Annotated in this window: 13 protein-coding genes; 8 read left to right on the forward strand and 5 right to left on the reverse strand. The window is 73.4% G+C overall.

What is annotated here, in order from left to right; translation table 11 throughout:
• Positions 1 to 14: 14 nt before the first annotated feature.
• Positions 15 to 2,396, reverse strand: coding sequence for a Tex family protein (locus IG05_RS0128070; protein WP_030346807.1), 2,382 nt, complete (start codon positions 2,394 to 2,396; stop codon positions 15 to 17).
• A 194-nt stretch (positions 2,397 to 2,590) separates the two neighbouring features.
• Here IG05_RS0128070 and IG05_RS0128075 point away from each other — a divergent pair, with 194 nt between their 5' ends.
• Positions 2,591 to 3,550 carry a GlxA family transcriptional regulator gene (locus IG05_RS0128075; protein ID WP_030346808.1) on the forward strand — a complete coding sequence of 320 codons (960 nt, stop codon included), beginning with the start codon at positions 2,591 to 2,593 and terminating at the stop codon, positions 3,548 to 3,550.
• 10 nt (positions 3,551 to 3,560) lie between these two features.
• The gene (locus IG05_RS0128080; RefSeq protein WP_030346809.1) at positions 3,561 to 4,196 is read left to right on the forward strand and encodes a DJ-1/PfpI family protein; all 636 of its coding nucleotides are present in this window, start codon (positions 3,561 to 3,563) and stop codon (positions 4,194 to 4,196) included.
• On the opposite strand, the gene IG05_RS0128085 is transcribed toward IG05_RS0128080, so the two are convergent.
• Positions 4,183 to 4,938, reverse strand: coding sequence for an enoyl-CoA hydratase/isomerase family protein (locus IG05_RS0128085; RefSeq protein WP_030346810.1), 756 nt, complete (start codon positions 4,936 to 4,938; stop codon positions 4,183 to 4,185). The two genes, IG05_RS0128080 and IG05_RS0128085, sit on opposite strands and share 14 nt — an antisense overlap.
• 212 nt (positions 4,939 to 5,150) lie before the next feature.
• Between IG05_RS0128085 and IG05_RS0128090 the strand changes: the two genes are divergently transcribed.
• Positions 5,151 to 5,648 (forward strand): ATP-binding protein, encoded by a 498-nt coding sequence (locus IG05_RS0128090; RefSeq protein ID WP_037814865.1) that lies wholly within the window; start codon positions 5,151 to 5,153, stop codon positions 5,646 to 5,648.
• A gap of 3 nt (positions 5,649 to 5,651) precedes the next feature.
• Here IG05_RS0128090 and idi read toward each other — a convergent pair whose 3' ends face one another.
• From idi to galE, 3 genes are all read right to left on the reverse strand, one after another.
• Positions 5,652 to 6,245, reverse strand: coding sequence for an isopentenyl-diphosphate Delta-isomerase (gene idi / locus IG05_RS0128095; protein ID WP_030346812.1), 594 nt, complete (start codon positions 6,243 to 6,245; stop codon positions 5,652 to 5,654).
• A 176-nt stretch (positions 6,246 to 6,421) separates the two neighbouring features.
• Entirely contained in the window at positions 6,422 to 7,363 is a 942-nt protein-coding gene (locus tag IG05_RS0128100) for a cation diffusion facilitator family transporter (protein ID WP_030346813.1), read from the reverse strand.
• 161 nt (positions 7,364 to 7,524) lie between these two features.
• Positions 7,525 to 8,496 carry a UDP-glucose 4-epimerase GalE gene (galE, locus tag IG05_RS0128105; protein ID WP_030346814.1) on the reverse strand — a complete coding sequence of 324 codons (972 nt, stop codon included), beginning with the start codon at positions 8,494 to 8,496 and terminating at the stop codon, positions 7,525 to 7,527.
• A gap of 266 nt (positions 8,497 to 8,762) precedes the next feature.
• On the opposite strand from galE, the gene IG05_RS0128110 reads away from it, so the two are divergent.
• The 5 genes from IG05_RS0128110 to IG05_RS0128130 are packed head-to-tail and all read left to right on the forward strand — an operon-like array spanning position 8,763 to position 14,034.
• The gene (locus IG05_RS0128110; protein WP_030346815.1) at positions 8,763 to 10,598 is read left to right on the forward strand and encodes a DUF5941 domain-containing protein; all 1,836 of its coding nucleotides are present in this window, start codon (positions 8,763 to 8,765) and stop codon (positions 10,596 to 10,598) included.
• A complete protein-coding gene (locus tag IG05_RS0128115) occupies positions 10,595 to 11,347 on the forward strand; it encodes a sugar phosphate nucleotidyltransferase (protein WP_030346816.1) in 753 nt (250 codons plus the stop codon). Before IG05_RS0128110 ends, IG05_RS0128115 begins: the two co-directional genes overlap by 4 nt.
• Entirely contained in the window at positions 11,335 to 12,396 is a 1,062-nt protein-coding gene (locus IG05_RS0128120; RefSeq protein ID WP_030346817.1) for an iron-containing alcohol dehydrogenase family protein, read from the forward strand. Before IG05_RS0128115 ends, IG05_RS0128120 begins: the two co-directional genes overlap by 13 nt.
• Positions 12,374 to 13,153, forward strand: coding sequence for a CDP-alcohol phosphatidyltransferase family protein (locus IG05_RS0128125; protein WP_078894560.1), 780 nt, complete (start codon positions 12,374 to 12,376; stop codon positions 13,151 to 13,153). Before IG05_RS0128120 ends, IG05_RS0128125 begins: the two co-directional genes overlap by 23 nt.
• An 8-nt stretch (positions 13,154 to 13,161) precedes the next feature.
• On the forward strand, positions 13,162 to 14,034 hold the full coding sequence (locus IG05_RS0128130; protein ID WP_030346819.1) for a glycosyltransferase family 2 protein: 873 nt from the start codon (positions 13,162 to 13,164) through the stop codon (positions 14,032 to 14,034).
• The last annotated feature ends 81 nt before the right edge of the window (positions 14,035 to 14,115 follow it).

Genomic DNA, 14,115 nt, shown 5'->3' on the forward strand with positions numbered 1-14,115 from the left:
GCCCGGCCCGTCCGTCAGCGCTTCTTCGGGTCCAGCAGGCCCGCGCGGCGCAACGCGTCCGCCATCGCGCCGCCGGCCGGTGCCGGCGCCTGCCGGCCGCCGCGGTCACCGCCGCCCCGGGCCTGCCGCTGGCCGCCGCCCTGCCGCTGCTGGGGCGGCCGGGCCCCGCCGCCGCGCTGCTGCCGGCCGCCGCCCTGGCCCTGCGCCGCCGCCTCGTCGTCCAGCCGCAGCGTCAGCGCGATGCGCTTGCGCGGGATGTCGACGTCGAGCACCTTCACCTTGACGATGTCCCCGGGCTTGACCACGTCGCGCGGGTCCTTGACGAACGTCTTCGACATCGCCGACACGTGCACCAGGCCGTCCTGGTGGACGCCGACGTCGACGAACGCGCCGAAGGCGGCCACGTTGGTGACCACGCCCTCCAGGACCATCCCGGCGGACAGGTCGGAGATCTTCTCCACGCCCTCCTTGAAGGTGGCCGTCCGGAACGCGGGACGCGGGTCGCGGCCGGGCTTCTCCAGCTCCTTGAGGATGTCGGTGACGGTCGGCAGACCGAAGGTGTCGTCCACGAAGTCGGCCGGCCGCAGCGAGCGCAGCACGCCCGTGTTGCCGATCAGGGACGCCACCTCCTGGCCCGTGGTCTTCACCATGCGGCGCACCACCGGGTAGGCCTCGGGGTGCACGCTGGAGGCGTCCAGCGGGTCGCCGCCGCGGATGCGCAGGAAGCCCGCGCACTGCTCGTACGCCTTCGGGCCGAGCCGCGCCACCTTCTTCAGCTCGGAGCGGGACGTGAACGGCCCGTTCTGGTCCCGGTGCGCGACGATGTTCTCGGCGAGCCCGGCCGAGATCCCCGACACCCGGGCGAGCAGCGGCACGGACGCCGTGTTGACGTCCACGCCGACACCGTTCACACAGTCCTCGACGACCGCGTCCAGCGAGCGGGACAGCTTCACCTCGGACAGGTCGTGCTGGTACTGGCCGACACCGATCGACTTCGGGTCGATCTTCACCAGCTCGGCCAGCGGGTCCTGGAGCCGGCGGGCGATGGAGACGGCGCCGCGCAGCGACACGTCCATGTCCGGCAGTTCCTGCGAGGCGTACGGGGAGGCGGAGTACACCGACGCGCCCGCCTCGGACACCATCACCTTGGTGAGCTTCAGCTCCGGGTGCCGGGCGACGAGTTCGCCGGCGAGCTTGTCGGTCTCGCGGGACGCCGTGCCGTTGCCGATCGCGACCAGCTCGACCGCGTGCTCCTTCGCCAGCCGCGCCAGCCTGGCGAGCGCCTCGTCCCACTTGTTGGCCGGGACGTGCGGGTAGATCACGTCCGTGGCGACGACCTTGCCGGTGGCGTCGACCACGGCCACCTTCACGCCTGTGCGGAAACCGGGGTCCAGGCCCAGTGTCGCCCGCGTGCCGGCCGGCGCGGCCAGCAGCAGGTCCCGCAGGTTCGCCGCGAACACGTTGACCGCCTCGTCCTCCGCGGCCGTCCGCAGCCGGAGGCGGATGTCGATCCCGAGGTGGACCAGGATGCGGGTCCGCCAGGCCCAGCGGACCGTGTCGCCCAGCCACTTGTCGGCCGGGCGGCCCCGGTCGGCGATCCCGAACCGGTGGGCGACGATGCCCTCGTACGACGACGGGCCCCCGGTCGCCTCCTCCGGCTCCAGGACGAGGTCCAGGACCTCCTCCTTCTCGCCGCGCAGCATCGCCAGGATCCGGTGCGAGGGCAGCTCGGTGAACGGCTCGGCGAAGTCGAAGTAGTCGGCGAACTTGGCGCCCGCCTCCTCCTTGCCCTCCCGTACCTTCGCGGCCAGCCGCCCGCGCACCCACATGCGCTCGCGCAGCTCGCCGATCAGGTCGGCGTCCTCCGAGAACCGCTCGGTGAGGATCGCCCGCGCGCCCTCCAGCGCGGCCTGCGGGTCGGCGACGCCCTTGCCGGCGTCGACGAACGCGGCGGCGGCCGCCAGCGGTTCGACCGCCGGGTCGCTCAGCAGCCCCTCCGCGAGCGGCTCCAGACCGGCCTCGCGCGCGATCTGCGCCTTGGTGCGCCGCTTGGGCTTGTAGGGGAGGTAGATGTCCTCCAGCCGCGCCTTCGTCTCGGCGCCGCGGATCCGCGCCTCCAGCTCCTCGGTGAGCTTGCCCTGCTCCCGCACCGAGTCCAGGATCGCGGAGCGCCGCTCCTCCAGCTCCCGCAGATAGCGCAGCCGCTCCTCGATGGTGCGCAGCTGCGCGTCGTCGAGCATCTCGGTCGCTTCCTTGCGGTAGCGAGCGATGAAGGGCACCGTGGAACCGCCGTCGAGCAGTTCCACCGCGGCCCTCACCTGCCGCTCCCGTACGCCGAGTTCCCCGGCGATCCTGCCTTCGATGGACCCTGCTCCGAGGGACCCGGGTGTCGTCACGATCCCGTACCGCCTTCTCCACTCAAGGTTGCGCGGCAATTGTGGCAGGTGACACCGGCATCCCGGGGATCAGGGCACGTCCGGCGGGGCGCCGGGCCTCCCGCGGGCCCCGGTCCGCGGGACGGGACCGCATGGCAGAAAAGGTGGGAAGGACGTCATTGCGGCCTCGACCGGGGCCGCGAAGAATCGGGGGCATGGCGCAGCGCACCCTCCTCTTCGTCCTCTTCGACGGCGTCCAGAGCCTCGACGTCACCGGTCCGCTGGAAGTGTTCGCCGGCGCCGAGAAGCACACACCGGGCACCTACCGGATCCGTACGGCCTCCCTGGACGGCGGCCCGGTGCGCAGCTCCTCCGGCCTGACCCTCGTACCGGACGAGGCGCTCACCGCGGCGGCCGGCCCGCACACCCTGCTGGTCCCCGGCGGCGAGGGCACCCGCGCCCCCGACCCGCGGCTGACCGAGTGGCTGCGCACCCACGGGCCGCGCGCCCCGCGCCTGGTCTCCGTCTGCACGGGCGCCGTCCTGCTCGCCGTCGCCGGACTCCTCGACGGCCGCCGGGCGACGACCCACTGGGCGTACTGCGGCACACTCGCCCGCGACCACCCGGCCGTCGACGTCGACCCGGAGCCGATCTACGTCCGGGACGGGCACGTCGCCACCTCGGCCGGGGTGACGGCCGGCATCGACCTGGCCCTCGCCCTGGTCGAGGAGGACCTGGACCGGGACGTCGCCCTCGCGGTCGCCCGGCACCTGGTGGTCTTCCTGCGCCGGCCCGGCAACCAGGCGCAGTTCAGCGCCCAGCTCGCCGCCCAGACCGCGCAGCGGGCACCGCTGCGCGAGGTGCAGCGCTGGATCACCGAGCATCCGGCCGGCGACCTCACGGTCGACTCGCTCGCCGCCAGGGCCCGGCTGTCACCGCGGCACTTCGCCCGCGCCTTCCGGGAGGAGACCGGCACCACCCCCGGCCGCTACGTCGACCGGGTCCGCCTGGAACACGCCCGCCGTCTGCTGGAGGACACCCCCGGCGGCATCGAGGAGGTCGCCCGCGCCAGCGGCTACGGCACCCCGGAGGCCATGCGCCGCGCCTTCGTCAAGGCGCTCGGCACGGCCCCGGCCGAATACCGGCGCCGGTTCAGGCCGGCCCCCGCCCACTGAGAGGAAACCGATGCAGATCGCCCTGGTCGTCTACGACCGCTTCACCGCCCTGGACGTCGTGGGACCCTACGAGATGCTCAGCCGGCTGCCGGACGCGCGCCTCGCCTTCGTCGCCGAACGGGCCGGCCCGGTCCGCACGGACACCGGGTTCCTCGCCGTCACCGCCGACCGGGCTCTGGCCGAGATGCCCGATCCCGACCTGGTGGTGGTCTCCGGCGGGCCCGGCACCATGGCCCAGCTGGAGAACCCGGTCCTGCTGGACTGGCTGCGCGCGGCCGACGCGACGAGCACCTGGACGACGTCGGTCTGCTCCGGCTCGCTGCTGCTGGCCGCCGCGGGACTGCTCCGCGGCCGCCGCGCGACCAGCCACTTCACCGCCCTGGACCTGCTGGGCGGGTTCGGCGCCGAGCCGACGGGGGAGCGGGTGGTGACCGACGGCAAGTACGTCACCGCCGCCGGGGTGTCCGCCGGCATCGACATGGCGCTCACCCTGGCCGGCCGGATCGCGGGCGACGAACACGCCCAGGCCGTCCAGCTGCTGACCGAGTACGACCCCCAGCCGCCCTACGACGCCGGCTCCCCGCACAAGGCGCCCGCGCACCTGGTCGAGGAACTGCGCGCGGGCCGGCGGTTCAGCCTGGCGTAGACACGCTCCAGGTGAAGCGCGGCTGCCGGCGCTCCAGGAACGCGGCGACCCCCTCCGCGGTGTCGCCGCTGCCGCGTGCCTGCGCCCTCCAGTGGGCGTCGCGGTCGGTGCGGCCGTCGGCGAACTCCTTGGCGGCGGCCTGGGTGAGCTGCGAGCGGGACACCAGGACCCGGGTCAGGTCCGCGACCCGCTTGTCCAGGTCGCCCCCGGGCAGCACCTCGTCCACCAGGCCGGTGTGCAGTGCCCGCCCGGCATCGATCAACTCGCCCGTGAACAGGAGGTACTTGGCCGTGGCCGGACCGACCAGCGACACCAGCCGGCGGGTCGAGGAGGCCGGGTACACGACACCGAGCTTCGCCGGTGTCACCCCGAACAGGGCCTCCTCCTCGGCCAGCCGCAGATCACAGGCCGCCGCGAGCTGCGCCCCGCCGCCCACGCAGTGCCCGCGCACCGCGGCCAGGGTCGGCTTGGGGAACGCGGCCAGGGCCTCCTCGGCCGCGACCGCGAGGGCCGGCGCCTCCTCCGGCGAGCCCTTCAGCGTGGAGATGTCGGCGCCCGCGCAGAAGGTGTCGCCCTCGCCGGTCAGCACCAGCGCCCGTACCCCGTGGTCGCGGGCCAGCGCGTCCAGCAGCGGGGGCAGGGCCCGCCACATCGCGGTCGTCATGGCGTTGCGCTTGGCGGGATGACGGATCACCACGGTGGCGACGGAGTCGGTGACCTGGTGGGACAGCTGGGGCTCCATGCGGGGATCGTATCGTCGGCCTCGTACAACCCGACTAGTTCGCGAACCGGCGCCCGGGGAACAGGAACAGTCCCGACCGCGACCAGGTCACACGGAGTCGGTCAGAAACCGTTCGATACCCGCCGACTTGTGTTCAGGAACCCGGACCGGAGCGCGTCGTTACCAACACTCGACGTGTGGTGACAATCGAGCGCGAGGGTGGCGACCGGACGATGGACGACCATGGGCGCGGGGACGGCCCGCGCCCAGCGGGGAGCGGTGCCGAGCGGCCGCCGGATCCCCTGCCGTACGAAGGTGTCTGGCGGTTCACCGCGGCCGCGGTGGACGCCTCGGTCCCGCAGGCCCGGCACGCGGTGCGGGACCTGCTGCTGCGCCAGGGTGTGCCGGTCTCCGACGACCTGGTGCACGGCCTGCTGCTGATCGTCTCCGAGCTGGTCACCAACGCGGTCCGGCACGCGGCGCTGCTGTCGCCGGTGCTCGCCGTGGAGGTGGCCGTCGGAGCCGAATGGGTGCGGGTGTCCGTGGAGGACAACCACCCCTACCGTCCCACCGCCCTGGAGGCCGACCACGGCCGGACCGGGGGCCGGGGACTGCTCCTGGTGCGCGAGGTGGCGCGGGAGGCGGGCGGGGTGGTGGACGTGGAGCACACCGCGAGCGGCGGCAAGGTGATCTGGGCCGCCCTGCCGCTCAAGCCCGCGTCGCTGACGTAGCCCCTACCAGCCCGCGGACGGGCCCGTCAGCTCCCTGATCGCCGGGCGGGCCGCGTCCAGGACGGTCATGAACCAGGCCGAGAAGGGGTCCCTGGCGTGCCGCTCGGCCAGCTCGGCCGCCGTCACGAAGGCGGTCCGGGCTACCTCCTCCGGGTCCGGTCCGAGCGCTGCCTGCACCAGGCCGACGAACAGGTGGTTGAACTCCTGCTCCACCAGGCCCGAGGCGGGGTCCGGGTGGTTGTACCGGACCGTGCCGGCCTCCGCGAGCAGCGACGGCGACACGCCCAGCTCCTCGAACGTGCGCCGGGACGCCGCCGCGAACGGCGCCTCGCCCGGGTAGGGATGACCGCAGCAGGTGTTGGACCACACACCGGGGGAGTGGTACTTGCCGAGGGCCCGCTGCTGGAGCAGCAGCCGGCCCCGCTCGTCGAAGAGGAACACCGAGAACGCCCGGTGCAGCTGCCCGGGCGGCTGATGGGCGGCGAGCTTCTCCGCCGTACCGGTCGTCACACCCTTCTCGTCGACCAGTTCCAGCAAAATCGCCTCTGCGGTGCCCTCCGACGAGCTGTGCTTCGCGGTGGCAGGTGTGATCGGCATACCCATCCTTCGCCTCGGTTCTCGCACCCCAAGTCTGCCGTACGAATCCGGCACTCCCGGCACGTCCACGGGCCCGCGCGCGGCGCGGCATCCGGGAGCCGGACCCGGTGGATCATCGTGCCCGGCGACCGCCGCGGGGAACCGTCCGGGGATGCGCCGAACGGGAGTGCGTACGGTCAGTGGCACAGCCGCGCTTCGTGCTCCGCGTGACCGCCCGGCTCCAGCTGGAAGGTGCAGTGCTCCACGTCGAAGTGGTGGCCGATGCAGCCCTGCAGCTCGTGCAGCATCTTCTCGTGCCCGATGGCGTTCAGCGCCTCGGAGCTGACCACCACGTGCGCCGAGAGCACCGGCATGCCCGAGGTGATCGTCCAGGCGTGCAGGTCGTGGACGTCCTCCACGCCCTCCAGCGCCAGGATGTGCGCCCGGACCTCCGCCATGTCGACCCCCTTGGGGGCCGCCTCCAGCAGCACGTCCAGCGTCTCGCGCAGCAGCTTCAGCGTCCGCGGCACGATCATCAGCCCGATGACCAGCGAGGCGACCGGGTCCGCCGCCTGCCAGCCGGTGGTCAGGATCACGGCCGCCGAGATCAGCACCGCCACCGAGCCCAGCGCGTCCGCGGCCACCTCCAGGAAGGCGCCGCGCACGTTCAGGCTCTCCTTCTGGCCGCGCATCAGCAGGACCAGCGAGACGGAGTTCGCGACCAGGCCGACGAGGCCGAACACGACCATCAGGCCGCCCCGGGTCGCCGCGGGCTCCACGAACCGCTGCACCGCCTCGTACAGCACGTATCCGCCGACCCCGAGCAGCAGCAGACAGTTGGCCAGAGCCGCGAGGATCTCGGCGCGGGCGAAGCCGAAGGTGCGGTTGGTGCTCGCCGGGCGGTTCGCGAAGTGCACGGCGACCAGCGCCATGCCCAGGCCCACCGCGTCGGTCGCCATGTGGGCCGCGTCCGCGATCAGCGCGAGCGAGTCCGCGACCAGCCCGCCGACGATCTCGACCACCATGACCGTCAGCGTGATGCCGAGCGCGATCCGCAGCCGGCCCCGGTACGCGGCCGTGGCCGTACCCGGAGCCGGCACGTGGGTGTGCGCGTGCCCGTGGTCGTGCCCTGCCCCCATGACTACCGCCTTCCGTGTGCCTGCCCGGAGGCCAGTGAACTACGGGGCGCGGGCAGCGGGCAACGCGGCACTGAACACCGTTGTCATGTGCTCTGATCTGCGGAAACGTTCCGCAGGTCAGCGTGGCCGCGGCTCACCGGCCGGGGTGCGGCCGCCGGCGCTCACCGGCCGTGGTGCAGCCGCCAGCCCGCCCACGCCGACTCGACCATCTCCCGCACCCCGCGCCGGGCCCGCCAGCCCAGCACCTCGGCGGCCCGCTCGGCCGAGGCCACCGCGCGCGGGGCGTCACCGGGACGCCGTTCCTCCACCACGGGCGCCCGGCGGTCCCCGGTCACCTCTCCGACGACCGTGATCAGCTCGCGCACCGAGACGCCCTCGCCCCGGCCGATGTTCAGCGTCAGATCGCCGGACGGCTCCCCGCCGGCCAGCCGCCGGGCCGCGGCCAGGTGGGCGTCGGCGAGATCGGCGACGTGGATGTAGTCGCGCACGCAGGTGCCGTCCGGCGTCGGGTAGTCGTCGCCGAAGATGCGCGGGGCCTCGTCACGGGTGAGCCGGTCGAAGACCATCGGCACGATGTTGAACACACCCGTGTCCGCCAGCTCCGGCGCCGCGGCGCCCGCCACGTTGAAGAAGCGCAGGCACACCGTGGAGATCCCGTGCGCCCGGCCCGCCGCCCGCACCAGCCACTCCCCGGCCAGCTTGGTCTCGCCGTACGGGTTCACCGGGGCGCACGGGGTGTCCTCGGTGATCAGGTCCACGTCCGGGTTGCCGTACACGGCCGCCGACGAGGAGAACAGCAGCCGGCCGATGCCCGCCTCGGCGACCGCGTCCAGCAGGGTGGCCAGACCGCCCACGTTCTCCCGGTAGTAGCGGGTGGGCTGCGCCACCGACTCCGCGACCTGCTTGCGCGCTGCGAGATGCACCACACCCGTCACGCCGTGCTCCGCGAAGACCCGCTTGAGCAGGTCCCCGTCCAGCGTCGAGCCCCGGACGAGCGGCACCTCGGCCGGCAGCCGCGCGGGCACGGCGGCCGACAGGTCGTCCAGCGCCACGACGCTCTCCCCGGCGCCCGCCATGGCCCGCGCCACGTGCGCCCCGATGTATCCGGCTCCGCCGGTGATCAGCCACGTCATGGTCGTCCACCCTATGCCGCCCCGCCCCGGTGTCCCGGTTGCCCGGGTCTGCCCCACCGGTTTGTGGGCCGGGCCCCCGATCCCCGATGATGATCGCGGCAAAGGCCGGGGCAGTCCTCGTGGACCGGGCCGTGAACGGCCGGTGAACACGGGCTCCGGCCCATCCGATAGCCTCTGCCGACATGCCGCCCGGGTGCCGCAGGCAGGGGCGCCCCACCACGCAGACGACCGGCGCCCGCGCGCCGGCACCCAGGGAGTGAGTTCGGTTGTCGACCGCCATCGTCACCGGTCAGCCGGTCCCCGGATCGTCCCTGGAGCACGATCTGCGGTCCCTCGGCTTCGAGGTGCGACCGGCGGCCGACGCCGCGGAGACGGAGGCCCTGCTCGCCGCCGTGCCGGCCGGCCGGCGCGTGGCCCTGGTCGACGCCCGTTTCGTCGGCCACCCGCACGCGCTGCGCCTCGGCCTGACCGACCCGCGCTTCCCGCTCGCCGCCGTACCCGGCGCCGTCACCGCCCAGCCCGCCGCCCGGCAGGCGCTCACCCGGGCCGTGGCCCGCGAGACCTCTGCCGACGGCGGCACCACCGGGACCGGCGGGGCCCCCGCGCTCGCCGTGGACTGCCTCGCCGACCGGGTCGCCGGCGCGCTCGACGCCGACGGCGGCGCGGTGCACCGGCCGGAGCTGGGCAGCCTGGTCGCCACCGTCCCCGACGACCCGCAGGCCCGCAACGAGGCCCGGCAGGCCGTGGCCGCCGTCGACGACGAGGCCGTACGCCTGAAGTCGGCCGTGAAGTCCCGCGACGGCTTCTTCACCACGTTCTTCATCAGCCCGTACTCGCGCTACCTCGCCCGCTGGTGCGCCCGCCGCGGCCTGACCCCGAACCAGGTCACCACGGCCTCGCTGCTCACCGCGCTGATAGCGGCGGGCTGCGCGGCGACCGGCACCCGCGGCGGCTTCGTCGCGGCCGGTGTGCTGCTGATCGCCTCCTTCGTCCTGGACTGCACCGACGGCCAGCTCGCCCGCTACGCCCTGAAGTACTCCACCCTCGGCGCCTGGCTCGACGCCACCTTCGACCGGGCCAAGGAGTACGCCTACTACGCCGGCCTCGCGCTCGGCGCATCGGCCGCGGGCGGCAGCGGGGGAGGCGACGACGTGTGGGCGCTCGCGCTCGGCGCGATGATCCTGCAGACCTGCCGGCACGTGGTCGACTTCTCCTTCAACGAGGCCAACCACGACGCCACCGCCAACACCAGCCCCACCGCCGCCCTCTCCGACAAGCTCGACAGCGTCGGCTGGACGGTGTGGCTGCGGCGGATGATCGTGCTGCCGATCGGCGAACGCTGGGCGCTGATCGCGGTCCTCACCGCGGCCACCACCCCGCGGATCACCTTCTACGTCCTGCTCGCCGGCTGCGCCTTCGCGGCGACGTACACGACCGCCGGCCGGGTGCTGCGCTCGCTGACCCGCAAGGCGCAGCGGACCGACCGGGCCGCCCAGGCCCTCGCCGACCTCGCCGACTCCGGACCGCTCGCCGGTGCCGTGCGGCGCGTGGCCGGCAAGGGGCTGCCCGGCCTCGCCGTCCCCGCCGTCGCCCTCCTCGGCGGCGCCGCCGTCACGGCCGCCTCGGCCCTCACGGACTTCGGCGGGCCGCTGCCGGTCGCCGGCGCCCTCGTGTACGTCCTCGCCTCGGCCCTCGCCGTCGCCCGCCCCCTCAAGGGCGCCCTCGACTGGCTGGTCCCGCCCTTCTTCCGGGCCGCCGAGTACGGCACGGTGCTCGCCCTGGCCTGCAAAGCCGGGGTGAACGGGGCCCTTCCTGCGGCTTTCGGCCTGGTGGCGGCCGTCGCCTACCATCACTACGACACGGTGTACCGCATCCGCGGCAACGCCGGAGCGCCCCCGGCCCGGCTGGTGCGCGCCATCGGGGGGCACGAGGGGCGGACGCTGCTCGTCACCGTCCTCGCCGCGGTGCTCACCGCTGCTCAGTTCCAGGCCGCGCTCACGGTCCTCGCCGTGGCCGTCGCCCTGGTGGTGCTCGTCGAGAGCATCCGCTTCTGGGTGTCCGCTGGGGCGCCCGCCGTACACGACGAAGGAGAAACCGCATGATCGGCCTCGTGCTCGCGGCCGGCGCCGGACGGCGTCTGCGCCCCTACACCGACAGCCTGCCGAAGGCGCTGGTGCCGGTGGGGCCCGCGGGCATAGAGGACTCGATCACGGTGCTGGACCTGACGCTCGGCAACTTCGCCGAGATCGGGCTGACCGAGGTCGCGATCATCGTCGGCTACCGCAAGGAGGCCGTCTACGAGCGCAAGGCGGCCCTGGAGGCCAAGTACGGCCTCAAGCTCACCCTCATCGACAACGACAAGGCCGAGGAGTGGAACAACGCCTACTCCCTGTGGTGCGGCCGTGACGCCCTCAAGGACGGCGTGATCCTCGCCAACGGCGACACCGTGCACCCGGTCTCCGTCGAGAAGACCCTGCTCGCCGCGCGGGGCGAGGGCCGGCGCATCATCCTCGCCCTCGACACCGTGAAGAACCTCGCCGACGAGGAGATGAAGGTCGTCGTCGACCCCGGCAAGGGCATGACGCGGATCACCAAGCTGATGGACCCGGCCGAGGCCACCGGCGAGTACATCGGCGTCACCCTGATCGAGGGCGACGCCGCTGCGGAGCTGGCCGACGCGCTGAAGACGGTCTGGGAGACCGACCCGCAGCAGTTCTACGAGCACGGCTACCAGGAGCTCGTCAACCGGGGCTTCCGTATCGACGTGGCGCCGATCGGCGACGTCAAGTGGGTCGAGATCGACAACCACGACGACCTCGCCCGTGGACGGGAGATCGCGTGCCAGTACTGACCCGGCTCATCCCCTCGCCGGTCGTCGTGGACATCCGCCCGGGTGCTCTGGACGACCTGGCCTCGGTCCTCGCCGACGAGCGCGTCTCGCAGTCCGGCAAGCTCGCCATCGCCGTCAGCGGCGGCTCCGGCGCCCGGCTGCGCGAACGGATCGCCCCCTCGCTGCCCGGCGCCAGCTGGTACGAGGTCGGCGGCGGCACCATCGACGACGCGGTGCGGCTGGCGAGCGACATAAAGGCCGGCCACTACGACGCGGTCGTCGGCCTCGGCGGCGGGAAGATCATCGACTGCGCCAAGTTCGCGGCGGCCCGGGTCGGCCTGCCGCTGGTCGCGGTCGCCACCAACCTCGCCCACGACGGCCTGTGCTCCCCGGTCGCGACCCTCGACAACGACGCGGGCCGCGGCTCGTACGGCGTGCCCAACCCGATCGCGGTCATCATCGACCTCGACGTGATCCGTGAGGCACCCGTCCGGTTCGTCCGCTCCGGCATCGGCGACGCCGTCTCCAACATCTCCGCGGTCGCGGACTGGGAGCTGGCGAACCGGGTCAACGGCGAGAAGATCGACGGTCTGGCCGCCGCCATGGCCCGCCAGGCCGGCGAGGCGGTGCTCCGGCACCCCGGCGGGGTCGGCGACGACGGCTTCCTCCAGGTGCTCGCCGAGTCGCTGGTCCTCACCGGCATCGCCATGTCCGTGTCGGGCGACTCGCGCCCGTCCTCCGGCGCCTGCCACGAGATCAACCACGCCTTCGACCTGCTCTACCCCAAGCGCGCCGCCGCCCACGGCGAGCAGTGCGGCCTCGGTGCCGCCTTCGCGATGTACCTGCGCGGCGCCCACGAGGAGTCGGCGTACATGGCCGAGGTGCTGCGCCGGCACGGGCTCCCGGTGCTGCCGGAGGAGATCGGCTTCACGCTGGACGAGTTCGTCCGCGCGGTGGAGTTCGCCCCCGAGACCCGGCCCGGCCGCTACACGATCCTCGAACACCTCGACCTCAAGACGAACCAGATCAAGGACATCTACGCCGACTATGTCAAGGCCATCGGTAGCTGAACTCCGTCCGGTCGTCCACCCCGCGGGGGTGAAGGACCGGCGCAGCGGTGAGCACTGGGCGGGACGCCTCTACATGCGCGAGGTGTCCCTGCGCGTCGACCGCTACCTGGTGAACACCAGGGTCACGCCCAACCAGCTCACGTACCTGATGACCGTCTGCGGGGTGCTCGCGGCCCCGGCCCTGCTGGTGCCGGGGATCCCGGGCGCCGTGCTGGGCGTGGTCGCCACCCAGCTGTACCTGCTGCTGGACTGCGTCGACGGCGAGATCGCCCGCTGGAAGAAGCAGTACTCGCTCGCCGGGGTCTACCTGGACCGCGTCGGCGCCTACCTCACCGACGCGGCCGTACTGGTCGGCCTCGGCCTGCGCGCCGCCGACCTGTGGGGCGGCGGCCGGATCGACTGGCTGTGGGCCTTCCTCGGCACCCTCGCCGCGCTCGGTGCCATCCTGATCAAGGCCGAGACCGACCTGGTCGGCGTCGCCCGCCACCAGACCGGCAGGCCCCCGGTGCAGGAGGCCGCCTCCGAGCTGCGCTCCTCCGGCATGGCGCTGGCCCGCCGGGCCGCCGCGGCGCTGAAGTTCCACCGGCTGATCCTCGGCATCGAGGCCTCGCTGCTCATCCTGGTCCTCGCGATCGTGGACCAGGCGCGCGGCGACCTGTTCTTCACCCGCCTCGGTACGGCCGTCCTCGCGGGCATCGCCCTGCTGCAGACGCTGCTGCACCTGGTGTCCATCCTCGCCTCCAGCAGGCTGAAGTGAGCGCCCCCGTGAAGGTCGGCGCCGTCATCATCACCATGGGCAACCGGCCCGAGGAGCTGCGCGCCCTGCTGGCCTCCGTCGCCGAGCAGGACGGCGACCCGGTCGAGGTGGTCGTCGTCGGCAACGGCTCGCCCGTCCCGGACGTCCCCGAGGGCGTACGGACCGTGGAACTGCCCGAGAACCTGGGCATCCCCGGCGGGCGCAACGTCGGCATAGAGGCCTTCGGGCCCGGCGGCCGCAATGTCGACATATTGCTCTTCCTCGACGACGACGGCCTGCTCGCCCGGCGCGACACCGCCGAGCTGTGCCGGGAGGCCTTCGCGGCCGACCCGGAGCTGGGCATCATCAGCTTCCGCATCGCCGACCCCGACACCGGCGAGACCCAGCGCCGGCACGTGCCGAGGCTGCGCGCCTCCGACCCGATGCGCTCCAGCCGGGTCACCACCTTCCTCGGCGGCGCCAACGCCGTCCGCACCCGCGTCCTCGCCGAGGTCGGCGGGCTCCCGGACGAGTTCTTCTACGCCCACGAGGAGACCGACCTGGCCTGGCGGGCCCTCGACGCCGGCTGGATGATCGACTACCGGTCCGACATGGTGCTGTACCACCCGACGACCGCGCCCTCGCGGCACGCGGTCTACCACCGCATGGTCGCGCGCAACCGGGTCTGGCTCGCCCGCCGCAACCTCCCCGTCCTCCTGGTCCCCGTCTACCTGGGCGTCTGGCTGCTGCTCACCCTGCTCCGCCGCCCCTCGGGGCCGGCCCTGAAGGCATGGTTCGGCGGTTTCCGGGAAGGCTGGACCACGCCCTGCGGCCCGCGCCGCCCGATGCGCTGGCGTACCGTGTGGCGGCTCACCCGACTGGGCCGTCCCCCGGTCATCTGACAAGCTCGACCCTGTGCGCCGGTGCGTCCGCGCGCACGGCAGGACGCCCGCGAACCCGAAGACGAAGACGAAAGTTTCCAC

It is taken from the genome of Streptomyces sp. NRRL S-1022 (assembly GCF_000720135.1).
Taxonomy (GTDB): Bacteria; Actinomycetota; Actinomycetes; order Streptomycetales; family Streptomycetaceae; genus Streptomyces.